Source organism: Methylomonas sp. MK1, from assembly GCF_000365425.1.
In the GTDB taxonomy this organism is placed as follows: domain Bacteria; phylum Pseudomonadota; class Gammaproteobacteria; order Methylococcales; family Methylomonadaceae; genus Methylomonas.
Window position 1 is genome coordinate 1 of record NZ_AQOV01000002.1, and the last position, 20,982, is coordinate 20,982.

22 protein-coding genes are annotated in these 20,982 nt (G+C 50.2%); 7 read left to right on the forward strand and 15 right to left on the reverse strand.

Annotated features, from left to right (window positions below; all coding sequences use genetic code 11):
* The 5 genes from G006_RS27960 to G006_RS29430 all read right to left on the reverse strand — a co-directional run.
* Positions 1–3,033 (reverse strand): PAS domain S-box protein (locus tag G006_RS27960; protein WP_152428961.1); only part of this gene is annotated, 3,033 nt, incomplete at its 3' end.
* 43 nt (positions 3,034–3,076) lie between these two features.
* Positions 3,077–5,251 (reverse strand): chemotaxis protein CheA, encoded by a 2,175-nt coding sequence (locus tag G006_RS0116750; protein WP_020484374.1) that lies wholly within the window; start codon positions 5,249–5,251, stop codon positions 3,077–3,079.
* Between the two features lie 12 nt (positions 5,252–5,263).
* Positions 5,264–5,551 carry an STAS domain-containing protein gene (locus G006_RS0116755; RefSeq protein ID WP_020484375.1) on the reverse strand — a complete coding sequence of 96 codons (288 nt, stop codon included), beginning with the start codon at positions 5,549–5,551 and terminating at the stop codon, positions 5,264–5,266.
* Between the two features lie 70 nt (positions 5,552–5,621).
* Positions 5,622–5,990 carry a response regulator gene (locus tag G006_RS0116760; protein ID WP_020484376.1) on the reverse strand — a complete coding sequence of 123 codons (369 nt, stop codon included), beginning with the start codon at positions 5,988–5,990 and terminating at the stop codon, positions 5,622–5,624.
* An 11-nt stretch (positions 5,991–6,001) separates the two neighbouring features.
* Positions 6,002–7,084 (reverse strand): methyl-accepting chemotaxis protein, encoded by a 1,083-nt coding sequence (locus tag G006_RS29430; protein ID WP_026147117.1) that lies wholly within the window; start codon positions 7,082–7,084, stop codon positions 6,002–6,004.
* Positions 7,085–7,349: 265 nt separating this feature from the next.
* On the opposite strand from G006_RS29430, the gene G006_RS0116770 reads away from it, so the two are divergent.
* Positions 7,350–7,685 carry an ASCH domain-containing protein gene (locus G006_RS0116770; protein ID WP_020484378.1) on the forward strand — a complete coding sequence of 112 codons (336 nt, stop codon included), beginning with the start codon at positions 7,350–7,352 and terminating at the stop codon, positions 7,683–7,685.
* Here the strand turns inward: G006_RS0116770 and G006_RS0116775 are convergent.
* The 5 genes from G006_RS0116775 to nth all read right to left on the reverse strand — a co-directional run bounded on the left by G006_RS0116775 (position 7,663) and on the right by nth (position 11,202).
* Positions 7,663–8,421, reverse strand: coding sequence for an HvfC family RiPP maturation protein (locus G006_RS0116775; RefSeq protein WP_020484379.1), 759 nt, complete (start codon positions 8,419–8,421; stop codon positions 7,663–7,665). The genes G006_RS0116770 and G006_RS0116775 overlap by 23 nt on opposite strands.
* Positions 8,421–9,272 (reverse strand): HvfB family MNIO-type RiPP peptide maturase, encoded by an 852-nt coding sequence (locus G006_RS0116780; RefSeq protein ID WP_020484380.1) that lies wholly within the window; start codon positions 9,270–9,272, stop codon positions 8,421–8,423. Before G006_RS0116780 ends, G006_RS0116775 begins: the two co-directional genes overlap by 1 nt.
* A 3-nt stretch (positions 9,273–9,275) precedes the next feature.
* Complete coding sequence (locus G006_RS0116785) at positions 9,276–9,857, reverse strand: DedA family protein (protein WP_020484381.1); 582 nt, start codon at positions 9,855–9,857, stop codon at positions 9,276–9,278.
* A gap of 29 nt (positions 9,858–9,886) precedes the next feature.
* Positions 9,887–10,459, reverse strand: a complete 573-nt coding sequence (locus G006_RS0116790; RefSeq protein WP_020484382.1) for a hypothetical protein — start codon at positions 10,457–10,459, stop codon at positions 9,887–9,889.
* 107 nt (positions 10,460–10,566) lie between these two features.
* A complete protein-coding gene (nth, locus tag G006_RS0116795) occupies positions 10,567–11,202 on the reverse strand; it encodes an endonuclease III (protein ID WP_026147118.1) in 636 nt (211 codons plus the stop codon).
* A gap of 211 nt (positions 11,203–11,413) precedes the next feature.
* On the opposite strand from nth, the gene smbP reads away from it, so the two are divergent.
* Positions 11,414–11,749: a small metal-binding protein SmbP gene (smbP, locus tag G006_RS0116800; protein ID WP_020484384.1), complete on the forward strand. Its 336-nt coding sequence runs from the start codon at positions 11,414–11,416 to the stop codon at positions 11,747–11,749.
* Between the two features lie 56 nt (positions 11,750–11,805).
* Here the strand turns inward: smbP and G006_RS0116805 are convergent, their stop codons facing one another.
* The gene (locus G006_RS0116805) at positions 11,806–12,639 is read right to left on the reverse strand and encodes a thymidylate synthase (protein WP_020484385.1); all 834 of its coding nucleotides are present in this window, start codon (positions 12,637–12,639) and stop codon (positions 11,806–11,808) included.
* 60 nt (positions 12,640–12,699) lie between these two features.
* Complete coding sequence (locus G006_RS0116810) at positions 12,700–12,912, reverse strand: hypothetical protein (protein WP_020484386.1); 213 nt, start codon at positions 12,910–12,912, stop codon at positions 12,700–12,702.
* Positions 12,913–13,140: 228 nt separating this feature from the next.
* Between G006_RS0116810 and G006_RS0116815 the strand changes: the two genes are divergently transcribed.
* On the forward strand, positions 13,141–13,983 hold the full coding sequence (locus G006_RS0116815; RefSeq protein ID WP_020484387.1) for a PEP-CTERM sorting domain-containing protein: 843 nt from the start codon (positions 13,141–13,143) through the stop codon (positions 13,981–13,983).
* 334 nt (positions 13,984–14,317) lie between these two features.
* Here the strand turns inward: G006_RS0116815 and G006_RS0116820 are convergent, their stop codons facing one another.
* Complete coding sequence (locus tag G006_RS0116820) at positions 14,318–14,785, reverse strand: EAL domain-containing protein (protein WP_327036691.1); 468 nt, start codon at positions 14,783–14,785, stop codon at positions 14,318–14,320.
* Between the two features lie 89 nt (positions 14,786–14,874).
* Here G006_RS0116820 and G006_RS0116825 point away from each other — a divergent pair, with 89 nt between their 5' ends.
* The 3 genes from G006_RS0116825 to G006_RS0116835 all read left to right on the forward strand — a co-directional run bounded on the left by G006_RS0116825 (position 14,875) and on the right by G006_RS0116835 (position 16,840).
* Positions 14,875–15,465: a DUF4124 domain-containing protein gene (locus tag G006_RS0116825; protein ID WP_020484389.1), complete on the forward strand. Its 591-nt coding sequence runs from the start codon at positions 14,875–14,877 to the stop codon at positions 15,463–15,465.
* The gene (locus tag G006_RS0116830; protein WP_020484390.1) at positions 15,462–16,295 is read left to right on the forward strand and encodes an SDR family oxidoreductase; all 834 of its coding nucleotides are present in this window, start codon (positions 15,462–15,464) and stop codon (positions 16,293–16,295) included. Before G006_RS0116825 ends, G006_RS0116830 begins: the two co-directional genes overlap by 4 nt.
* A gap of 68 nt (positions 16,296–16,363) precedes the next feature.
* Positions 16,364–16,840: a hypothetical protein gene (locus tag G006_RS0116835; RefSeq protein ID WP_231499616.1), complete on the forward strand. Its 477-nt coding sequence runs from the start codon at positions 16,364–16,366 to the stop codon at positions 16,838–16,840.
* Positions 16,841–16,921: 81 nt separating this feature from the next.
* On the opposite strand, the gene G006_RS0116840 is transcribed toward G006_RS0116835, so the two are convergent.
* A complete protein-coding gene (locus G006_RS0116840) occupies positions 16,922–17,743 on the reverse strand; it encodes a 5'-methylthioadenosine/S-adenosylhomocysteine nucleosidase family protein (RefSeq protein ID WP_020484392.1) in 822 nt (273 codons plus the stop codon).
* Between the two features lie 109 nt (positions 17,744–17,852).
* On the opposite strand from G006_RS0116840, the gene G006_RS0116845 reads away from it, so the two are divergent.
* Entirely contained in the window at positions 17,853–18,290 is a 438-nt protein-coding gene (locus G006_RS0116845; protein WP_020484393.1) for an Rsd/AlgQ family anti-sigma factor, read from the forward strand.
* A 37-nt stretch (positions 18,291–18,327) separates the two neighbouring features.
* Here G006_RS0116845 and G006_RS0116850 read toward each other — a convergent pair whose 3' ends face one another.
* Positions 18,328–20,964 carry a UPF0182 family protein gene (locus G006_RS0116850; protein ID WP_020484394.1) on the reverse strand — a complete coding sequence of 879 codons (2,637 nt, stop codon included), beginning with the start codon at positions 20,962–20,964 and terminating at the stop codon, positions 18,328–18,330.
* Positions 20,965–20,982 lie beyond the last annotated feature (18 nt).

Sequence of the window (20,982 nt, forward strand, 5' to 3'; positions counted from 1 at the left end):
GCCTTGGTATTGGCTGGCATCGGCGCGGGTGGCTAAGCGGCCTTCGATGGCCGCTTTTTCCAGCGCAGCGGCTTCCGCCACCATGCTGCTGATCGCGTCGATACAGTTATTCAGGTTGTTTTTGATGGTGTTGAAATCGCCGTTGTAGTGGTCGGTGATTTTTGCCGGAATCGCCCCGCGAGAGATGTTGTCCACGTACTCGGCGGCGACGTTCAAGGGCCCGATCACCGCGTCCAGGGTGCTGTTGACGCCTTCGACGATTTTACGGAAATCACCTTGGTGCTGGGTCGCATCGGCACGGGTGGCCAGACGGCCTTCGACCGCAGCGGTCGCCAGCATGTTGGCGTCAGCGACGAGGGCATTAACGGCATCGATACAGGTATTCAGATTGTTTTTGATGACGTTGAAATCGCCGTTGTAGGTGTCGGTGATTTTCGCGGGGATCGCACCTTTAGAAATGTTATTCACATACTCGGCGGCAACGTTGAGCGGGCCAATCACCGCGTCCAGGGTGTTGTTGACGCCTTCGACAATCTTGCGGTAATCGCCTTGGTATTGGCTGGCGTCGGCGCGGGTGGCTAAGCGGCCTTCGATGGCCGCTTTTTCCAACGCAGCGGCTTCGGCCACCATGCTGCTAATGGCGTCGATGCAATTGTTCAGGTTGTTTTTGATGGTGTTGAAATCGCCGTTGTAGTTATCGGTGATTTTCGCGGGGATGGCACCTTTAGCGATGTTGTCCACGTAAGCGGCCGCCACATTAAGCGGCCCGATCACGGCATCCAGCGTGTTGTTGACGCCTTGGACGATTTTCCGGTAATCGCCTTGGTATTGGCTGGCGTCGGCGCGGGTGGCTAAACGACCTTCAATCGCGGCTTTTTCCAGATTCATGGCTTCGGCGACCATGTTGGAAATCGCGTCGATGCAGTTGTTCAGGTTGTTTTTGATAGTGTTGAAATCGCCGTTGTAGTGGTCGGTGATTTTCGCCGGGATCGCACCTTTGGAGATGTTATCCACGTACTCGGCCGCGACATTCAAAGGTCCGATGACCGCATCCAGGGTGCTGTTGACGCCTTCGACAATTTTACGGAAGTCGCCTTGGTGTTTGCTGGCGTCGGCACGGGTGGCAAGGCGCCCTTCAACGGCCGCGGTTGATAAGCTGTTGGCGTCGGCCGCCAGGGCGTTAACCGCATCAATACAGGTGTTTAGGTTGTTTTTTATGACATTGAAATCGCCGTTGTAGTGGTCGGTGATTTTCGCGGGAATGGCACCTTTAGCGATGTTGTCCACATACTCGGCGGCCACGTTCAAAGGACCGATGACGGCCTCCAGCGTATCGTTGACACCTACGACGATTTTCCGATAATCACCTTGGTGTTTAGTAGCATCCGCACGGGTAGACAGCTGGCCTTCTACAGCAGCGTGCGACAGCATAACGGCATCGGCAATCAAAGATTGCACGGAGAACACGGCCGCCTTGACACCTTCATTCAGTTGATTGAATTCCAAGCCATAGTTATGACTATCGTTTTGCGGCATTTGGCCCCGGCCGAACAGGGTCATGGCATGAGTCATCGCATTCACGGGACGGAGTACGCCCATGACGATGTACCAACTCATTGCCAGGAAACCGAATAGCAGCATCGACAACACCATCAATGTGGTGTTTAGAATCTCATCTAATCGCGTCACACGTGCATCCAAACCTGTGTACAACAGCTTGCTGAATCCGGATGACAGCGCGAAGTTTTGTTGGATGGCTCGAGTAAAGGTACTGAAATATTCATTTACCGAAAACTCGAGCTTCGCGGCTTGCAAAATTTCGGTTTCGACCAATGTCAGAGCTTGTTTGGCATCGGCGCTAGCTTTGAGTAATGCCGAGCGGAATCCGGCATCCATATTGCTGATTTTGGCAGCACTCTCGTCGATAATAGTCAGGGTTTCTTCGGTATTTGCAATAACCTCCCGCAGATAAGCTGCTTCAGCCGGCGTAACCGTTTTTCTGAGCAAAATCGGCGAGCCTACCCCTCTTAGCATACCCAATTGTTCCGATAGGTCGGGAAATAAGCTAATCGCCAACACTTGTGCATAATACGTATCGATTTCAGGGTCCAACGCTAATCCTGAAGCGTCTGTCACCTTGCGGTTGAATGCATGCAATTGCTTGATAAATTCGCCATGCTTGGCAAGGTTAGTCTGAGCATCGAATGTGTTAGCCGAAGCCGCCAACTCCTGCCACTTTTCCCGTAAGGTTTGCCAGGGCAAAGTCAACTTTAATGCCGACAAACGGCCGTCCAATGCGGAGATATTGACAATCTGCTGATTGACTTCGTTGCGTTTAGCCTCCCGGCGACTAGCTTCCTGTGAGTTGCCGGCGATAACCATCGCATTCAAGCCACGGTGCTCCACCACCAGCTGCATTAATTTAATAGTCTCGGCGGTGTAATCGACGCCCTGTTTTTCCTTTAATGCAAAGTCTTTATCTACAATTCTGTCTACTACCAAAAAGTAGGTTGGCACCGCGAACATAGCGATAGCCAGAACGACCAGGGCAACAAATTTTTGCCAAAGTTTTATCTTGTTTAGTAGGCTAGAAAATTTTCCTTCTTTGAAAGGCGCTTTAATACGACCTGCTTTGATATCGGCGTATAAAGCGGCTGCCTTTTTAACCTCGTTCCCGTTGGGTTTGAATCGGATAGAACGATAGCCGATAGCTTGTCCTTCGCTATAAATTGGCGAGACGTTGGCTTCCACCCAATAAAAATCGCCATTTTTGGAGCGGTTTTTTACCAAACCGCGCCAGGTACAACCGGACTCGATGGTCCTCCACATCCATTCATAAGCTTCTTCGGGCATATCCGGGTGGCGAACCAGATTATGTGGTTGGCCAATTAACTCCTGTTCGCTAAAACCGCTTAGCTTTACGAAGGCCGGGCTAACACTGGTGATATATCCACGCAAATCTGTGGTGGAAGTAAGAATGTCTTCTTCGGAAAAAGTCAGTTCGACGTCGGTAACAGGTTGATTATTTCTCATGGCTATTGTCCTTAGTTTGCAATTGGCGTTTTACCAATTTGGCTCAAGCCTGAGCCAAGTGCATATTGCCCTGAAGCTTATGTTCAAAGGCACTCACCAGTACTGGTACATCCAAAATTAAAGCGACTTCGCCACTGCCTAAAATAGTGGATCCACCCAGCCCCTCCACATGGCCGAATAACTTGCCAAGGGGCTTGATAACAGTCTGAAACTCGCCGATTAAGCGATCAACGACCAGTCCCGTCTTGACACCCGCTGCATGCACCACGACGACATTCGGTCTACGCGGTTGATCTCCTCTAATGTTGAACAGATCGCGCAAGCGGATAAAAGGCAACACTTCGCCGCGCAAATCCATGTAATCCCTATTATTCAAATCGCCGGACAACTCCAGACACTCGACAACCCGGTCAAGGGGAATCACGTATGACGATTTACCTACACCAACCAAAAAGCCATCAATGATGGCCAATGTCAGTGGCAAACGAATTCGGATGGTGGAACCTTGACCAGGCCGGCTTTCGACTTCGATATCGCCGCGTAAATCGGTAACGTTCCGCTTGACCACATCCATGCCCACGCCGCGCCCGGACAGATTGGAAATTTGGCTGGCGGTGGAAAAACCGGGTTCAAAAATCAAGCTATAAATGTCTTGATCGCTTAGCTTCGCATCGGGTTGAACCAAACCTTTTTCGATGGCTTTTGCCAAAATACGATCACGATCAAGGCCGCCACCGTCATCGCTGACTTCTATGGCGATACTGCCCGACTCGTGGTACGCGTTTAATCTGAGTTCGCCGCGACTGGATTTGCCACGCGCGGCGCGGACTTCGGCAGACTCGATACCATGGTCCATGGCGTTGCGGACCAAGTGCATCAGCGGATCGCCGATTTTTTCGACAACTGATTTGTCAACTTCGGTATCGCCGCCGGTAATGACCAAGCTAATATCTTTTCCCAGCTCTTTGCCGACATCGCGCACCACTCTCTGGAAGCGGCTGAATGTGGCGCCTATCGCCACCATGCGTAGTTGCAATGCACCGTCGCGTACTTCTTCGACCAAGCGCATCATTTCGCTGGTGGCTTCCAATAGTCCGGAATCGCTGGTCTGTAACGCACGCAGATTAACGCCCGCACCCGAAATAACCAGTTCGCCTATCACATCGATTAGTTTGTCCAAGCGCTCGGCGTCGACGCGTATGGTTTGGTTTTCTCGGGCTTTGTTGTCTTTAATCTGCTGTTGCTTTTCCAGCGCCGCATTAACCAGCGGCTGTTGCACCACTTGTTGATCGACCAAGATTTCGCCTAGGCGTGTGTTCGGTTGCGGTACCTGCGCCTGTTGCGCATTGAGCCCTTCTTGTAGTTCGCGTTGGGTAATTACCCCGCTTTTCAGCAATAGCTCGCCGAGTTGGGCATTGTCTTCGCCCAACGAATTGATCAGTTCGACGTAGTAGGGGATTTTGTCTTCCAGCGGCAAAATGTGGATGTAACTGCCTTCGCGCACAAAATCGAACACGCTTTCGATAGCGGCTTTGTCTGCGTCGCTTTTTAGGACAATTTCAAACCCCAGGTAGCTGCTTTCGGGATCCATGCTTTCGGCATCCGGCATCGCGTGGCTGAAAGTAGTCAGCGACATAATTTCACCCAGCGTTGCCAGATAACGGATGAAAGACAACGGATCCATACCGTCGCGTAGACAGTTTTCGCCGAATTGAATAAACAAATGCCAATTGCCGCTGTCGATTACACCGCCACCGCTGACTTCGAACTGCTCGCCAGCAGTCTGCGCGGTAGTCATAGCCTGCTTCGGCTCCGGCTTCAAAAAAGACTCTAATCCATCGAGCAACTGTCGTTCAGCATTCGTCATTGATGGGTTGGCGCTGACATTACCGTCGGCCACAGCTTGAATCAGCTCAATCATATGGTCGCAGCAAGGTAGTAGGATGGCGACCAGTTCCGGTGAAACGCTCAACTTTCCGTCGCGCAAGGTATCGAGTACGCTTTCCACCACATGGGTGAAGGCAACGATGTGATCCAGCCCGAACAATCCCGCCGAACCCTTGATGGTATGTGCGGCTCGGAAGATGGCGTTAATTCGTTCGGATGGCTCCTGATCGTCTTCCAGACCGAGTAAGCCGTCTTCCATGTCTTGCAACAACTCCAGACTTTCAATCACAAAAGTCTTCAGAGCATCCCGCATTTGGTCATCAAAACTCATTTCGCATACTCCTTAATTTTGGGTCAGTACAACCTGATCGCCAAAAGCACCCGTCAGATTCGCTAGTTCCAATACATCCAACACGGCTTTGCTGTGCATCACGAAGCGCAGGCTTTTGCCTAAATGCGCGGCTTCCCGTTTGATTAGAATCAACAACTGTAGGCCGGCAGTATCGATTTCGGTGACGTTGGCAAGATTGATTTCCAAATCGTCACCCGCCGTTAGAAACATCAGCAGGTTGGATTTCTGATCCGCCGCGGTATAGATGGTTAACTCGTCTTTAATAGTTAGGCTTGGCATGGGCGATCTCGATGGAAATGGCTGAAGTAACAGCATGAAACAGCGGAAAACTCCGCCCTTCATACGCCTATCAAGGCAAAATTAACTTGGAAACCGCCGCTAACATTTGCGCGGGCTGAAACGGTTTGACGACCCAGGCTTTGGCGCCCGCAGCTTGGCCTTCCTGTTTTTTGCCTTCCTGGGATTCGGTGGTCAGCATAATTACCGGGGTAAATTTATAGGCCGGCAGCTGCTTAAGTTCCTTCACGAAGGTAATGCCATCCATGTTCGGCATATTGACGTCGGATATGATTAGATGAATCTTCTGGCCGTTGAGCTTACTTAGCCCATCCTTGCCGTCACACGCTTCTATCACCTCATAACCGGCGCCCTTCAGCGCAATACCTACTACCTGACGGACTGAAGCCGCATCGTCTACTACCAATATCGTTTTTGCCATATGCTTAAATCCTAGAAAAAAGTAATTTCTTGCGTTTGAGGTTCAACTGCTCGACCGCCATGACCATGGGCTTGGTGTTCGGATTCCATGGTGTAGGTACTGGTCAAGCCGCTTAAAATGTGATCCGCATCTATCGGCTGCAATGCAAATACGCCACCGGCATGGCTGCGGTTGAGTTGCTTGGGGAAATCGGCAATGCTGTCTTTGACGTGTTGCAGAATTTGGCCGATCCGATCTTGGAATTGAAAATGCACCAAGGATTCGTCTATCTCACCTTTTATGGCAAGCGCCGAATGGCTTAGGTTGCTGGAATAGCTCTGCAATTTGGCAAACACATCATGCAGGTTATCCATTACTGTTTGAATATTGCCGTTACAGGTCGATACGGCTTCGGCCTCGTTTTGCGCACTTTTTTCCACCGCTACCAACGCGGTTTGAATGGCGGAGCTAACTTGCTCTACTTTGGAGCCGATCTGCTTACCGGTTTCGCCGGACAAGTTGGATAGCTTTCTAACTTCATCCGCTACCACGGCAAAACCGCGGCCGGCTTCGCCCGCTCGAGCCGCTTCGATAGCGGCATTCAAGGCAATCAGATTGGTTTGTTCGGCAATCCGCGCCACCTCCTTGGCCATCTGTTTTAATTCATCTATAAATCCAGCCAAGGAGCGGATTTTTTGCAAGACCGCCAAATTCTCTTGCAAGGCCGCATCCATGGAGCTAACTACTTTTTGCAAATGGGCGTTGCTGTTTACGAATACTTCTTCGCCATTGCCACCGAGAGTGGAATGAGAAGATCTCAAAGCCGTATCCAGATTACTGGTGATCCCGGCAAAGCGTTGGGTCAACAAAGTAATCGCCTGCTCGATTTGTTGCCGGGTCGAATCGATTTGCGCTGCCCATACCGGCGTGACTTGCTCGGCAAACCGATCCAGACCGGAAATATATTTTTCTACTTCGGCTATCGATAAGGCGGGCGCTTTGTCGGCCAAGGTGTTTTGGGCGGCGGTAATACAGCGTCCTTTGGTAATCCAAGCGGCGATTCCTGCCGAAATCAATGCAACGCAAATCATTATTGCGAATTGAAATATAGACATGTTGGCTTAATCTCCCTGGTTTTTTCTTGATTTCGCAGCACACTTATCGCCGATCATTTCGGTTCAGTGGCCTTGAATTCAACTTGGAAAAAAAGTATAGGCAGGAAAAGTAGGTTTATCTACAAAGCCTCCGTTAAACTGTAGTTCTAATCCCACAACTTATATTTAATTTGCGAACTTGCTAACGGATGTCGCTTGCAATGCGTGTTCAAGGCTTTTAAAGTGCCGAGCTGTTTTATCCAGTATTACAAGGACATTCGCTTTCATGACTCAATACCCCGAAAAATCTTGCAGCATCGATCGATTGGTTCGTCACCCGAAATTGGTGGCGGCAACGTTGGCCGGCGAAAAAACCCAGCAACGCCGCGACGGTTTATATGCTTACCCCGGCGAAACCTTTGTATTGGAAGACGTAGTATTTGAAATAACTAGCGTGGAGCGGCAGAGAATAGGGGATATGAGCGATGCGGATGCCAGGGCGGAAGGTTATCCGAATTTGGCAATGTATAAGGACTTAATACTGAAAATGCACAGCGGCATGGAGTGGAACGAGGACGGACTGGTCTGGGTACACAGCTTTAGGCGTCAACTGCTGGAATAAGAATACCTTTCTCGGCTAACTCCCGCAGCATTGGCGGGCCGTTGGCCATTAAGGCTTGGCTATCGAGGTGCGGGAATTCCGTGGCGACCGTTTGTAAACAGCTCTCGCCTGTCATCGGTCCTCTATCCTGCAAAATTTGCAGCAGGCGTATCGTCAAACCGGTGGTTTTCAGGAAATGCACATGATCGAGATTGTCGCGGTAGACGATCAAACAAGTGGCTTGCTCCGGCGGCTCTAACGGTAAAAAGCCTGGGCCTATTGCCTGCACCGGATAGCGGTAGAGCAGGGGCCAGGCCAAGGGCGATAACGCCATGCAGCGCGGCAATAAGTTCTCCAGAAAATCGCCATCACCCAGCTCCGGCGTGTCCTTGGCAATCGACAAGGCCATTTCCACCCATTCGTAATGCGCCAATTCCAGCAGAAACGGATAATCGTCCGGATTGTTCCGTTCGTTTTGCAGATAGGCCAAAAACTCTTCGGCAATTTCCGAGAAATAGGGCGTTTCGCAGCGATGCCGGGTAAAAAAATCCTGGGTGATTTCCAGCCATTGCGTGTCATCGAGGATAGCTCGTAATACTGGAAAATTACTGGCAATAAAACTGTCGATATTATTGAAAAACAACTCCCGATACATCGCCATGCGCCGTGGCTCGACATCTGCCGGCGGTGGATTGTTTTCCGGATCGCGAATATAAGCGGCAAATTGGCCTTGGGTAGCCTGAAAATCGGCAGCCATCAGGCCACCTGTTTTTGCCGGTCAGCCGCATAATGCTGCTGAATGGTTTGGATAGTATCGACTTCTTTGCTTAATTCAAGTAAGGAAGGAATATTGAAATCCCGCTCCAGCAGGGTAGGAAACACGCCGAAAAGCTCGTAAGCCTTGCCCAACAAAGTCCAGACCGGATCGATCACCGGTGCGCCGTGGGTATCGACCAGAAAATCCTCTGCTTCGACATAATGACCGGCAATGTGTGCGTAAGCGATGCGCTCGGCAGGCATGGCCCGCAGAAAGGTCTCGGCATCGTAGCCGTGATTGACGCTGTTAACGTAGATATTGTTGATGTCGATCAGCACATCGCAGTCGGCTTCAGTGACTACCGCGTTGAAAAAATCGATCTCGGCCATTTCCTGTCCCGGCGCGGCGTAATAGGAAATATTTTCGATAGCCATGCGCTGTTCCAGAATATCCTGCACCCTGCGGATACGCGCGGCGACATGCTTAACCGCGTCTTCGGTAAACGGCATCGGCATCAAGTCATACAAGTGCCCGCCGTGACTGCAATAGCTGAGGTGCTCGCTGTAGAACTTGATACCGTGTTCGCGCATGAACAGTTTAAGGTCGCGCACGAACTGTTCGTCGAGCGGATCGCTGCTGCCTATCGACAGAGACAAGCCATGACAGACAAAATTAAAACGTTCGGTCATGGCCCGAAACTGCTTGCCGAACTTGCCGCCTATGGTCATCCAGTTTTCCGGCGCCACTTCGTAAAAATCGACGTTACCGGGCGGTTGCTCGACAATCTCACCCAAAAATGACCGCCTTAAACCCAAGCCGGCACCGTGAACGAGATTGCGAACGCTATCCATGGCTTACTCTTCCGGCGCTTCTGGAGTTTCCGGTTTGTGCGTAGACCGCCAAAACAAGGCAACGCCAATGGCCACCAGTGCGCCCAGGATATACATTTCGTATTTTTTGACCTGGCCCATGATGGACTCGGCAAATTCGCCGAAGGTGTAACCCAGATAACCGACTGCTATCGCCCAAATGCCGGCGCCGAGGAAGTTAAGCAAGAAAAACTTCAAGGGATGAATCTTGCTGGCACCGATCACAAACGGCGTGACGTTACGCACGCCGTAGAGAAACCGAAACCCCAATATCACCGGTATCTGATGCTTGTGCAGCAAATCGAAAACCTTGTCGGTTTTGCTGTGCCAAAGCGGACGTTTCTCCAGAAAAGCGATACCCTTCCAACGGCCCAGATAGAAAAAAGTCTGGTCGCCGGCAAAGGTACCCAAAAACGCCGTTAGCATCACCCATTCCAACTGCAAATAGCCGCCATGCGCCAAAAAGCCGGCGATGACCAGAATGGTTTCGCCTTCCAGATACGTACCGATAAACAAGGCTAGATAGCCGTAATCGATAACCAGCTGCTGTAAATCATTAAAATCCATAGTGTCGGTCTATTGGCGATAAGTCGAAATTAATGGCCGGCGGTTTTGTCTGCGTCCATTTTACTTCCGCAACTGCCTTCCTCGCCTTTCATCATGGCGCCACAGCTATGTTCGCCGGCTTTTTTGTCGCCACCCATCATGGCACCGCAGTTGCCTTCTTCGGCTTTTTTAGACTTATCGGCACCGTGATCCATACCGCCCATGCTGCCCATACTCATCATGCCGCCGCCAGTCATCATGCCCATGCCACAAGCACCTTCTTTACCCTTCATCATCGCGCCGCAAGCGCTCTCCATGCCTTTCTTCATTTTGCCGCCGCTCATCATGCCGCCGCACATGCCTTCACCGCATGAGCCTTCGGTTTTCTTGACTTCGGCTTTTTTAGCGTCGCCTTTTTTAACGCCGTTGCCGTCAATCGCGTTGGAACCGCAGGCGCCTTGGCTAATTTTGCCGTTGGAATGATTGTCGGCAACTTGCATATAGCCGCTGGACAGCTCGGAAACAGCGAATGGGTTGGCATCGGCTTGCACGTTGACAGCCATACCGGACAAAAGCGCACCGCCCATCGCGGCGGCCAGCGGAGATTTATTAAATTTTTTCATGCGTTTATCCTCTCGTGTGATTTTTTAATTATATTGCTCCAGCATATAACTGCCGGGGCTTACGACTGACGCGTAATCTTTATGGCTCTACTCTGATTATTGCATATTCAGTCTAAATTCTTTGCCTTAAATTCGCAGACATCGGCGATGCAGCAAGCACCGCAACGCGGCTTCCTGGCCACGCAAATATAGCGACCGTGCAAAATCAATAAATGATGTGCGTCTTTCTTATATTGCTTGGGCACGGTTTTATCCAGCTTCCGCTCGACTTCCAGTACATTTTTGCCCGGCGCCAGACCGATTCGGTTGGCAACCCGAAAAATATGCGTGTCCACGGCAATGGTCGGTTCGCCAAATGCGGTGTTTAAAATTACATTCGCCGTTTTGCGGCCTACCCCGGCCAGCGCCTCCAGCGCTTCCCGCTCGCGCGGCACTTCTCCGCCATGCTGTTCCAGTAGAGTCTGACAAAGTTTTATGACATTTGCCGCCTTGCTGTTGAATAAGCCGATAGTTTTGATGTGCTCCTTTAAACCGTCTTCACCCAAGGCCAGGATCGCCTGCGGGGTATTCGCAACCGGAAACAGCTTGGCAGTCGCCTTGTTGACGCCCTTATCGGTCGCTTGCGCCGACAACACCACCGCCACCAATAATTCGAACGGGGTAGTGAAATTTAGTTCGGTGGTCGGATTGGGCGTGGCTTCTGCCAAGCGCTGGAATATCAACAGGCGTTTTTCGTTATTCATGCTCAAAAATGGATTCAAAGCCAAGCTTTCCAGGATTATCCCGGCTTGCAAGGTAAACATTGGTAGCGTCCTTATTCGCCCGCTAAAGCGATAAGAAAACGAGTAATTTAAATTGCCACATTTATTTTGGAACCAAACTCCCGCGCATCAAGTCACTAGCTAGCACTCAGAACGGGTGCGAAAAATCACAACAATTCAATTCGGGGGAATTATGAAAATATTTACAGCTATTTCTATTAGTGCATTACTGTTCGCTAGCACCGGCGTATTCGCCGAAGAACACGCTGCCGCGGCACTGGAGCACGCAAATCAGGCGGTCACTCACGGTAAAGCCGGCCATAGCCCGATTTTGGTGGAACATGCCGAAGCCGCCTTAACCCATGCCAAAAAAGGCGCCGAAGTCGCCAAGGGCGAATCTAAAACGCATCTCGATGCCGGGGTAAAATCGTTGGAAAGCGCGATCGAGCACGGCAAAATGGGCCATGCCGACGTAGCTACTAAAGCGGCGGAAGAAGCCGTCGGCCATATCAAGGCCGGCAACAAATAGATCCATTCGCGATCAAATAGGTAGAGACGCAAAATTCAGCGTCTCTACCTACTTCCCTAAACTGAAACAGCACCGGCGATATGCCGATGCGCTTGATAATCCAGCAACTCGAAGTCGGCAAATTCATAGGAAAATAGCGATTCCGGGCGACGCTTGAATTGTAGTTGCGGTGGCGCTAAGGGTTGCCGGCTGAGTTGTAATTCAACTTGTTCAAAATGGTTGCGATAGATATGCACGTCGCCGAACGACATGATCAACTCACCCACGTCCAAGCTGCATTGTTGCGCCAGCATATGGGTCAACAAGGCCACACTCGCTTGATTGTAGGGCACACCCAAAAAGCAATCGGCACTGCGCTGGGTCATCATGCAGGACAACTTGCCGTTCGCCACATAAAATTGATACAACACATGGCAGGGCGGCAGGGCCATGCGCCCGGCAGCAGCATTCTCGCGCGGGCCTACGGTTTCATCCGGCAAAAATGCCACATTCCAGCCGCTGACGATGTGCCGACGCGAATCCGGTTTGTTTTTTAAACCGTCCAGCAAAATCTGCATCTGATCGTAACGCTCGCCATGCGGCCCCAACCAGTTACGCCACTGTGCACCGTATACCGGCCCCAGCTCGCCGTCCGGCGTGGCCCACTCATCCCAAATCGTTACACCGTGATCATTCAAATATTGGATATTGGTATCGCCGCGCAAAAACCACAACAGTTCGTAAGCAATGGATTTGAAATGCAACTTCTTGGTGGTCAGTAACGGAAAGCCGTTCGCCAAGTTGTAGCGTATCTGCCGACCGAACAAGGAGCGAGTACCGGTACCGGTGCGATCGCTTTTGTCGATGCCGTTAGCCATGATGTCGGCGAGAAGATCTAGGTAGGGTTGCATAGTGCTCTTAGGTCGAAAATTGGCGGGCAGTATAACTTGCCGGCTTGATGAATACGACTGTCACATGGTGGTGTTTAAGCAGCATTGATGGCTGCCACCGAGAAGCTTAGCGGCACGGCAAAACCGCTTGTCGGTAGCCATAAACGTTTCGTGGGCACCGCCAACGGATAAAATGGCGCCGCTGAAAAGCTCGGAGGCAACAACCGAGCGTTGGCGGTTGTTGCCGGGATGTTCATCGACACCATTGAACGAAGTGGCGGTACCATCAATCAATTCGCTGTAGCATCCAAGCGAAAGTGTTGGTTTTTTTTACACTGGCGACCAAAATCAACGCGGCTTCCGCTGCCGCTCTTCAATAACCCGATTAGTTTTAAACACTTAACCATAGTGGCGCCAATTTTGCTGGTGGTTTTACGAATAGTCGAAAACCTTTAGGCACTGACTACGCAAACCCTTGAAACCAAACGATAGACCAACAGCGCAGCAACTTCGGAGAACGCCATGCAATTTAAAATTTTATTACCTTCAGCTTTATTGGCACTTTCCGCCATACCGACCGCAAGTTCCGCGCAAGGTGTGAGTTTGGCAGCGGGCTTTACAGACTTCAGCACATGGAGCCTTTATGGCTCGGCAACTGCAATTAACGCAACTCCCGGCAATGGCTTTACCTACAGCAACTTGGAATTGACCTCACCGGGAACTGGCGGTAGCGCTGGCGCCGGATTTGCTCCGGCCGCTATTACGCTAGACTTCAACCAAGCCTTCAGCTTTGACTTTCATTTCTTTATTCCGGCCAACACCGGTATTCGCGGAGACGGTTTAACTTTCACGTTATCGGATACACCCGGTATTGGCGGCGGCGGTTCGGATTTGGGCTACGCCGGACTATCAAACAGCCTGGCATTCGCTGTCGATACATTTAATTTCGGCGGCGAACCGGAATCTCCCAGTATTCAGATTCTACAAAATGGCGATGTCAATCCGCTGGCCTACACCGAAACAGGCTTGGGGGATTCAATCAGAGACCCAAACTGGCAATGGCGCGCTACTTTTACCTACACGCCATCGGGTTTGCAGGATGAAACTGGCGATCTGACCGGCACTATTTACCATGCAGATTTGGGCACGTTTTCTGTCACCGCTACGTCAGTGGATTTAAGCAACCTGGGTACGGCAGTGGCAGCTGGGCATCAGTTGTATTATGGTTTTACTGCCGGGAACGGTTTAGCCGACGACGGCCATTTTGTCACTTCGGCGACCCCCGTGCCTGTTCCGGCTGCGATATGGTTGTTCGGCACTTCTATCGCCGGGTTGTTTGGGTTCAACCGTCGCCGTTCGGCATAACAGCTTTCGAACTCTTTCCCATTAGCCAAATTGGCGTGATTTTCACGCCAATTTGTTTGGTTGGACTAAATCAATAGGCTAGCAAAAACAAATAGCCGCCATTACGGAAACTCTGAAGAAGTTGATTCCAAAGATACCCTAAAGGGCACAAGTGACTTCACAAGCTCTCGGCAACTGCTCCTGCGAACTCCCGCATTCTTGCAGTGGATCACGAACGGAATCAATAACATACCTGGTCTCCATGCCCTGCGGGTACTGAGCCTGTCGCAGGACTAAGCACGTTGGACTCAACAATTCCGCTAAAAGCTCAACCGTTGGCAGATAGAAATATGCCTCAAAGTGTCTCAGCCAAAGCCCTGGAACTCCTAAATTCCAGCAATTTGCCATAGGCCATCGGCTTGGCATGCGGATAACCCTGCCCAAATTCGCAAGCCATTTCCCGCAAAATCAATTCTTGCGCGGGCCGTTCGACGCCTCCGGCTATGGTTTTTAGTCCCAGGCTTTTGACCATGGCCGAAATCGCCCGAATAATGGCTTTACTTTCCGCGGCCATATCGGCGTCCGAAACAAGGGATTTGTCGATTTTCAGAAACTCCAATGGCAGACGGCGAAGATTATTCAAAGAAGAATAGCCGTTGCCAAAATCGTTGATCGCGGTCTCGACCCCGTGCGACTTTAATTCCCGCAAACGATCAGAGTTTGAAGCGGCTGGATATTGCCGAAAAGACTGATACACTTCGCCGTCAAGCTCATGCCCGGAAATTAGTAGCCGGCAAAACCACCGTTTTTTTGCGTGATGCAAGACTGGCACTGAGCAATAGAAAAAATTTATTTACACTGATCGCGAGCTGAGTAATAGTTTTGCCGTAGCGTTTAATCAACAGGAATCCAATGAAAAATATGTTCTTCGTTTTTGCCCTGTGCCTGTCCGCCGACAGTTGGGCCGGGGTTTTTAAATGCACTGACGCAAGCGGTCACACTAATTATCAATCGTCGCCCTGCACGGTGGAACACAAAGCGGTGCAGATGAATACTAAAACCGGCAGCAGCGTCGATTTAAATGCGCTGGAAAGGCAGCAAGCCGCGGAAGCCGAATTGAAAAAGCAGCAGTCTGCGCAGGAACAAGCCGAGCACCAGACCAAACTCGACGCTATCGCCAAAAATAAACAAGACGCCAGAGTTCAGAGTGAAATGACGCAGACGCTAATTAAGCAAAACCCCATGCAATTTTCCGCATTCGCCATCCCACCCTACGACCCGGAAAAACTACCCGCGCAAGTCAAACCCTTCGAAACGCGCCTGCCGGATGTCGAAAAATTCCGAAGGCTGGCCGCACAAAAAGCCTTAGCCAGCGGCGAGTGTCAACGCATCGAAGCCGATGAACTAACCGGGAAAAGCAAACCGGATCAGCTAAATTTTCTGATTAATTGCAGCAGCGGCAAAACCTTTTTGTTCAACGAGGCTGATCTCGTTCAACCATGATTGTCGGCAAAACGCTGTTTATCACCGGCTGCTCTTCCGGCATCGGTTATCACACCGCTCTGTTTTTGAAACAGCGCGGCCACCGGGTGATTTGCTCCGCGCGTAAGCCCGAGGATGTAGAGCGTTTGCGTGGTGAAGGCTTCGAATGTCTGCAACTTGATTTGGCGGATTCTTATAGCATTTGCCAAGCGGTGAGTGAGCTAATCGCACTGACCGACGGCAAGATCGATGCGCTGTTCAACAACGGCGCCTTTGGTCAGCCGGGTGCCGTGGAAGATTTGAATCGGGATGTGCTGCGGCATCAATTCGAAACCAATCTGTTCGGCACCCACGAATTAACCAACCTGCTATTACCGCTGATGCGCAAACAGGGCCATGGCCGGGTGATCTATAACAGCTCGGTACTAGGGTTCGTGGCGATGAAGTTTCGCGGCGCGTATAACGCCAGCAAATTCGCGTTGGAAGGCTTGGCGGATACCTTGCGCTTGGAATTGCGCGGCACCGGCATTCATATCGTGTTGATCGAACCGGGACCGATAGCAAGCCGTTTCCGGGAAAATGCCTTTGCTTTGTATCAAAAACATATCGATGCCGAGCATAGTTTTCATAAAGACACCTACAAAGCCATGGAAGCCCGGCTGCAAAAGCCCGGCCCGGCCGCACCGTTTACGTTACCGGCCACCGCAGTCGCGGAAAAAGTGGCGCATGCCTTGGAGTCGAATCGGCCGAAAATTCGCTACCGGGTGACAGTGCCCACACATTTGTTTGCTTGGTTGAAACGGCTGCTGCCCAGCGCATGGCTGGATAAGCTGCTAGTCAGCGTCGAATAAGGCCGCAGCGGCATTTTTCCACCGCCGAAAAAACCATAAAAACCGCTATAAACAGACTAGCAAACAGAATGAACTGTGCTATCATCCCGGCCCAACATGTAGTGGTTAAAGCGGTTGGGTTAGCAGCTATATGTTCTTATAAAAATAACTGTGAGGTTCAATACATGAAAATTTTAAAAAGTGCTGTTATCGCGTTCTCTTTAGCTGCTGCCATGGGTTCTTTCTCTACCGCTGCGGTTGCCGAAGCAGGCAGAACTAGCTACAAACCTATCGATGCAATCAATATGGTTCTGGAGCGTATTGCTACTGCCGAGACTGCGATTAACAATGGCGCTGAAGACGCTGAAGTTGCAGGTCTGATCAAAAAAGCGGCTGATATTTCCGAAGAAATCAATGCCAACGATAAAGTTGCCAGAGATAACTCTAAAGTTAGACAACACCTGAAAGCAGCCATCTCTTCTGCTAAAGCTGCTAATTTGCAAGAATCCAAAGAACATTTGGCTAAAGCGAAAGCAGGCACAGAAGCTTTGAAAAAATTGCTGTAACTCATTACGCGCAGGGTGTCTTGCTTCAGGACACCCTGTTTTTTGACCTCCGCCAAGCTCTCGTCGCCTGATCAGGCAAATCTACAAATAAAACAGTTTTTTCTCTATCTGGCTTTCCAGCCAAACCAACAGCTCGGCAGCGCTTGCAGCGTTCGCCTCACCTGAATCAAACACCGCACCAGCACTTAATACTTGCCAGCGATTCAGCAACGTATTTAATTTGGCCGCATTAGTCGCGGTGAAATGAAACTGACGAAGCACCTGTTTGTATAACTCGGTTCCCGTTGCCGGCAACGCTCCCCTGAGCTTAGTCAGCGCAGAGATCATAGCTTCCACACTAGCTAAACGCGCCTGCATCCACGCAGCCACCGATTCTTCATTGATATTCTCCAGTGCCGATTCGGCATTATCCGATACCACTTTTAAACAGTGAATCAATTCGCTGGAGCTGAATTTAACGGCTATTTCGTAAAACGCCGCAGCCTCCATATCGCGCAGATTGTCGTCGCTATACTCGGCATCGGCTCTGGACAAGCTGATTAGCGGTAGCGTCGGACAAGGTGCATCGAAAGCCAATTGCGGATAAAAACGCCGTTGGGTTTCGGCGTCGGTGATTTTATCGGCCAAAAAACAACTGCCTAGCGCTTGGTGGCGATGCCCGGCTATGCCGAAATTGAGCAGAATAGGTTGGGCAACTTCGGGAAACTGCGCCAGCGTATAAGCCACCGCGCCAGCCATCGCAATTTTGCCCACACCGCTAATCACCAAGGCAATGTCAGCGTTACGGTATATTGCGAAGGGCTGCTTTTGCGGCAGTTTTTTTAACCGCCAAGCCTGGATTAACGGCTTGGCCTCACAGGGCAATGCGACAAAGATAAAAGTTGATGGTGCAAAGTCAATCACAGTTTTTAAGAAAAATTCCCTTATATTTTAATCAATTGTTGAATATTCATGATAATTCACATAAATTTAAGGTTCGTCAATTTTCAAGGGGAGACGTGCCGTGACTGAAATGAATTCCGTAGCTAACAACACCAGTTCAAATAACTTGCATCTGGTGACAGCATTGCAGGAAGAACGCTCCGCCGTATGGGCTTTGTATTGCCAACTTGCCGAAATGAAACCATTCTCCAGCGAGAACGCGATTAGGCCGATGCTGTCTGAGTTTTCGCAATTGCTGATAGATTACATATCGTTTGGTCACTTCAGCATCTACGAACATCTAATAGCCGAAAAGCAGCACCAAACTTCAGCGCTGTCTCACGCTGAAAAGATATATCCGGCATTCTCCAGCACTACCGCGTCGGCGGTCACTTTCAGCGACACTTACGATGACGGCAGGCGTAAATTTAATACCGAAAATCTGGCTCAGGATTTATCCATGCTTGGCGAACGGCTGGCTGAACGCATGGAGCTGGAAGATCGGCTGTGCTCCATGCTGCTGCATTGATTCGCGGATATTGCCCCTGAGAAGGTAGCTGAATCGCCTATTTGCCTTCGGCTGCCGAAATCCCTGAAACAGATCCGGCTGCGCCCTTAATAAACAAGTCCTTCAATCGACTGAAGGCCGCCTGCAAGGTTTTGTCCATCACCACCTGATTGCCTATCGAAACAATTACCCGCGCCAGCTCAGGCATCTTGGTTTTGGTCGCCAGCATATATATAGGCTGCACATATAAAATCGAATTACCCATCGTCAATATCACCATCCGGCCTTTTTTAACTTCCGAGCCTTGTTGATTCCATAAGGTAAACTGCGAGGCAATTTCCGGATTTTGATCGATCAGCGCATTGACCTGAGATGGTCCGTTAACCTGCACAGCCTTAGGAAATTTGAAAATAGTGATACCCGGCTTGTAACTGTGGTCGCAACTTTTTTCGTCAACTGTGCCGGCAATCCCAACCATGCTTAAATTGTCCCTATGGATCGGGGTCATCGGATTAATCATCACAAACTCCTCCAAATCGTTGCAACGATCAAAGTCCATCGTAATGAAATACGGTAAGACAGGCTGACCATCCACGGAGGCGAATTGCCAGGTTTCCGCCTGCTCATAAAACAACTCCGGGCTGTTTTGATGATATTTAGCGTAAATTTTCATCTGCATATAGTACAAGTCGCGCGGATAACGCAGGTGCTGCATTAGCTCGTCGGGCATTTCCCGCAAATTTTTGAAAACGCCGGGATACGCGCGGTTATAAGCGTTGATGATCGGATCCTTTGGGTCGGAAATATAGTAATCGACGCTGCCGTCATAGGCATCGACCACAATTTTTACCGAGTTACGGATGTAATTGAACTTGTGCTGGCCGTCCAGATAATCGTCGGCTGCCGGTTTGGAGACCGGGTAATAATTGGATAAGGTATAGGCGTCCTGTATCCAGTAGAAGCGTTCTTTGTTAACGACTAGATACGGATCTTTATCCAGATGTAAAAACGGCGTTAGCGCGGTAATTCGCTCGTCGATATTACGACGCAGCAGTAACTTGCTTTGCGCGGATATGTTTGGCGAGAAGAAGATTTTTTCGTCTTTCAGATAAAACGCGAACAACATTTTTCTGAACAGCGACGGAATCGGTATGCCGGAGATACCCTGATAATCCAGCGATTCCCCTGGCGCGGTGCTGGAAATGTCGGTGACAGCCAAATTGTTTGGCACGATCGCGTAGCGATATTTCTCCAAGCCGTAATAAATGTCGGGATATTTCACGGAAAATCCGACATCCGAGGTCATGTTCAAATCGCGCAAGTACCAAACGATAGGAATGCCGGCATCCTGAGCAGCCGGCGAGATGACCGCGCCGTACCCATGGGTGTAGCGCAAATGGGTGTTTTCCCAGTTTTGCGCCTCTTTGGGTAGTTTGTCGATGTTCACTTCACGGGCTGCCAAATTGACCTGTTGATGATGTCCGTTAATGAAATATCGGTCTTCATCGACAGTCGGAAAGCCATAATAAGGCCGAATTCCTTGTAGCTGCATATAGCTGTCGATCAGAAATTCGCGATCCCATACCGGAATATTTTCGAAATGTTTTTTGGTCGACCAGGCTTCTATATCTTTGGTGGCGTCCAGATTGACCTGAAAATCGACGGTTTTAATATTGTTTAAATCGAACGCCGCCATGGTGGCATCAATGTTATGCCGAATCGAATCACCTTCGGTGCGGGTAAAATTAGGCTTGACGATAAATTTTTCAATCAACTCAGGTAGGGTATGGGAGCCTTGCAAGCCCCAAACTGCCAAAAACCCTAAGGAGGCAACGATTACCGGGGTTTTGCTACGATGTCTCTCCGACAAGGCGTAAAAAACTACCGATATGGCAATCGCCAAAAAGAACAGGACTTCAAGCCAAATCATCGGCAACTTGTAACGCAATTCGACAAAACCGGGGCCAAAAAACACCGGCTCATTACCAGCCGAATATAACAAGGCGAAGCGTTCCAGCAAAAAGCCCCAAATCACAAATAACACTACAAATGCAAATAGCATCGTCAAATGGATCTTCGCTCCCAGTGGAAATTCCTTGCTTTGATTGGGTACAAACACATGCTCCATCCAGTACAGCACACCGGTCGCCAAGAACACAATAACTGCCGTGGTTAGCAACTCCTTCTGAATCAGCATGTAAATCGGATAGGAAAACATGTAGAAGCTGACATCGTTGCCGTATACCGGATCGACGATACCCGATGCGCTACCGAAGAAAAACAGCAGCGCCTGCTCCCATTGCAAATAGAACGGTACAGCAATAACTACGGCAAGCAGCAATGAAATGGGGGTATAGACTCGGGCCGAACCGCTCATGAACACATCGGCAAAGCGTTGAAAACGCCGACGCTTGGAATCGTCCATCAATATTTCATCGGGCGGGTTCAGGCCCAGGTAGCGAGAGGCAATCCAGAAGTGGAACAGGAAAACAGCAAAGAAAAATGCAGTAACCGCACCGGAAAAAATAAATCGGTAGAGTAATTTCAACCAAAAGTAAGCTTCGAATTCCAGCGAACGGAACCACCATAAATCCACGAAAAAATCGAGAAACACGAAGTAGAACGCGACGTATAGCACAATAGCAGCCGCCAGGGTTGCTAAAGTGATCGCCGGCAACAGTTTCCAGTTACGCATAATTTCCTCTTTACTTAG

Excerpts from the sequence above, each read along its gene's own strand:
- G006_RS29430 (WP_026147117.1), bottom strand. The coding sequence starts at position 7,084 with ATGTCTATATTTCAATTCGCAATAATGATTTGCGTTGCATTGATTTCG.
- G006_RS0116815 (WP_020484387.1), top strand. The coding sequence starts at position 13,141 with ATGCAATTTAAAATTTTATTACCTTCAGCTTTATTGGCACTTTCCGCC.
- G006_RS0116755 (WP_020484375.1), bottom strand. The coding sequence starts at position 5,551 with ATGCCAAGCCTAACTATTAAAGACGAGTTAACCATCTATACCGCGGCG.
- G006_RS0116830 (WP_020484390.1), top strand. The coding sequence starts at position 15,462 with ATGATTGTCGGCAAAACGCTGTTTATCACCGGCTGCTCTTCCGGCATC.
- G006_RS0116780 (WP_020484380.1), bottom strand. The coding sequence starts at position 9,272 with ATGGATAGCGTTCGCAATCTCGTTCACGGTGCCGGCTTGGGTTTAAGG.
- G006_RS0116790 (WP_020484382.1), bottom strand. The coding sequence starts at position 10,459 with ATGAAAAAATTTAATAAATCTCCGCTGGCCGCCGCGATGGGCGGTGCG.
- G006_RS0116770 (WP_020484378.1), top strand. The coding sequence starts at position 7,350 with ATGACTCAATACCCCGAAAAATCTTGCAGCATCGATCGATTGGTTCGT.
- G006_RS0116785 (WP_020484381.1), bottom strand. The coding sequence starts at position 9,857 with ATGGATTTTAATGATTTACAGCAGCTGGTTATCGATTACGGCTATCTA.
- G006_RS0116835 (WP_231499616.1), top strand. The coding sequence starts at position 16,364 with ATGAACTGTGCTATCATCCCGGCCCAACATGTAGTGGTTAAAGCGGTT.
- G006_RS0116760 (WP_020484376.1), bottom strand. The coding sequence starts at position 5,990 with ATGGCAAAAACGATATTGGTAGTAGACGATGCGGCTTCAGTCCGTCAG.
- G006_RS0116750 (WP_020484374.1), bottom strand. The coding sequence starts at position 5,251 with ATGAGTTTTGATGACCAAATGCGGGATGCTCTGAAGACTTTTGTGATT.
- G006_RS0116805 (WP_020484385.1), bottom strand. The coding sequence starts at position 12,639 with ATGCAACCCTACCTAGATCTTCTCGCCGACATCATGGCTAACGGCATC.
- G006_RS0116775 (WP_020484379.1), bottom strand. The coding sequence starts at position 8,421 with ATGGCTGCCGATTTTCAGGCTACCCAAGGCCAATTTGCCGCTTATATT.
- smbP (WP_020484384.1), top strand. The coding sequence starts at position 11,414 with ATGAAAATATTTACAGCTATTTCTATTAGTGCATTACTGTTCGCTAGC.
- nth (WP_026147118.1), bottom strand. The coding sequence starts at position 11,202 with ATGAATAACGAAAAACGCCTGTTGATATTCCAGCGCTTGGCAGAAGCC.
- G006_RS0116850 (WP_020484394.1), bottom strand. The coding sequence starts at position 20,964 with ATGCGTAACTGGAAACTGTTGCCGGCGATCACTTTAGCAACCCTGGCG.
- G006_RS0116845 (WP_020484393.1), top strand. The coding sequence starts at position 17,853 with ATGAATTCCGTAGCTAACAACACCAGTTCAAATAACTTGCATCTGGTG.
- G006_RS0116825 (WP_020484389.1), top strand. The coding sequence starts at position 14,875 with ATGAAAAATATGTTCTTCGTTTTTGCCCTGTGCCTGTCCGCCGACAGT.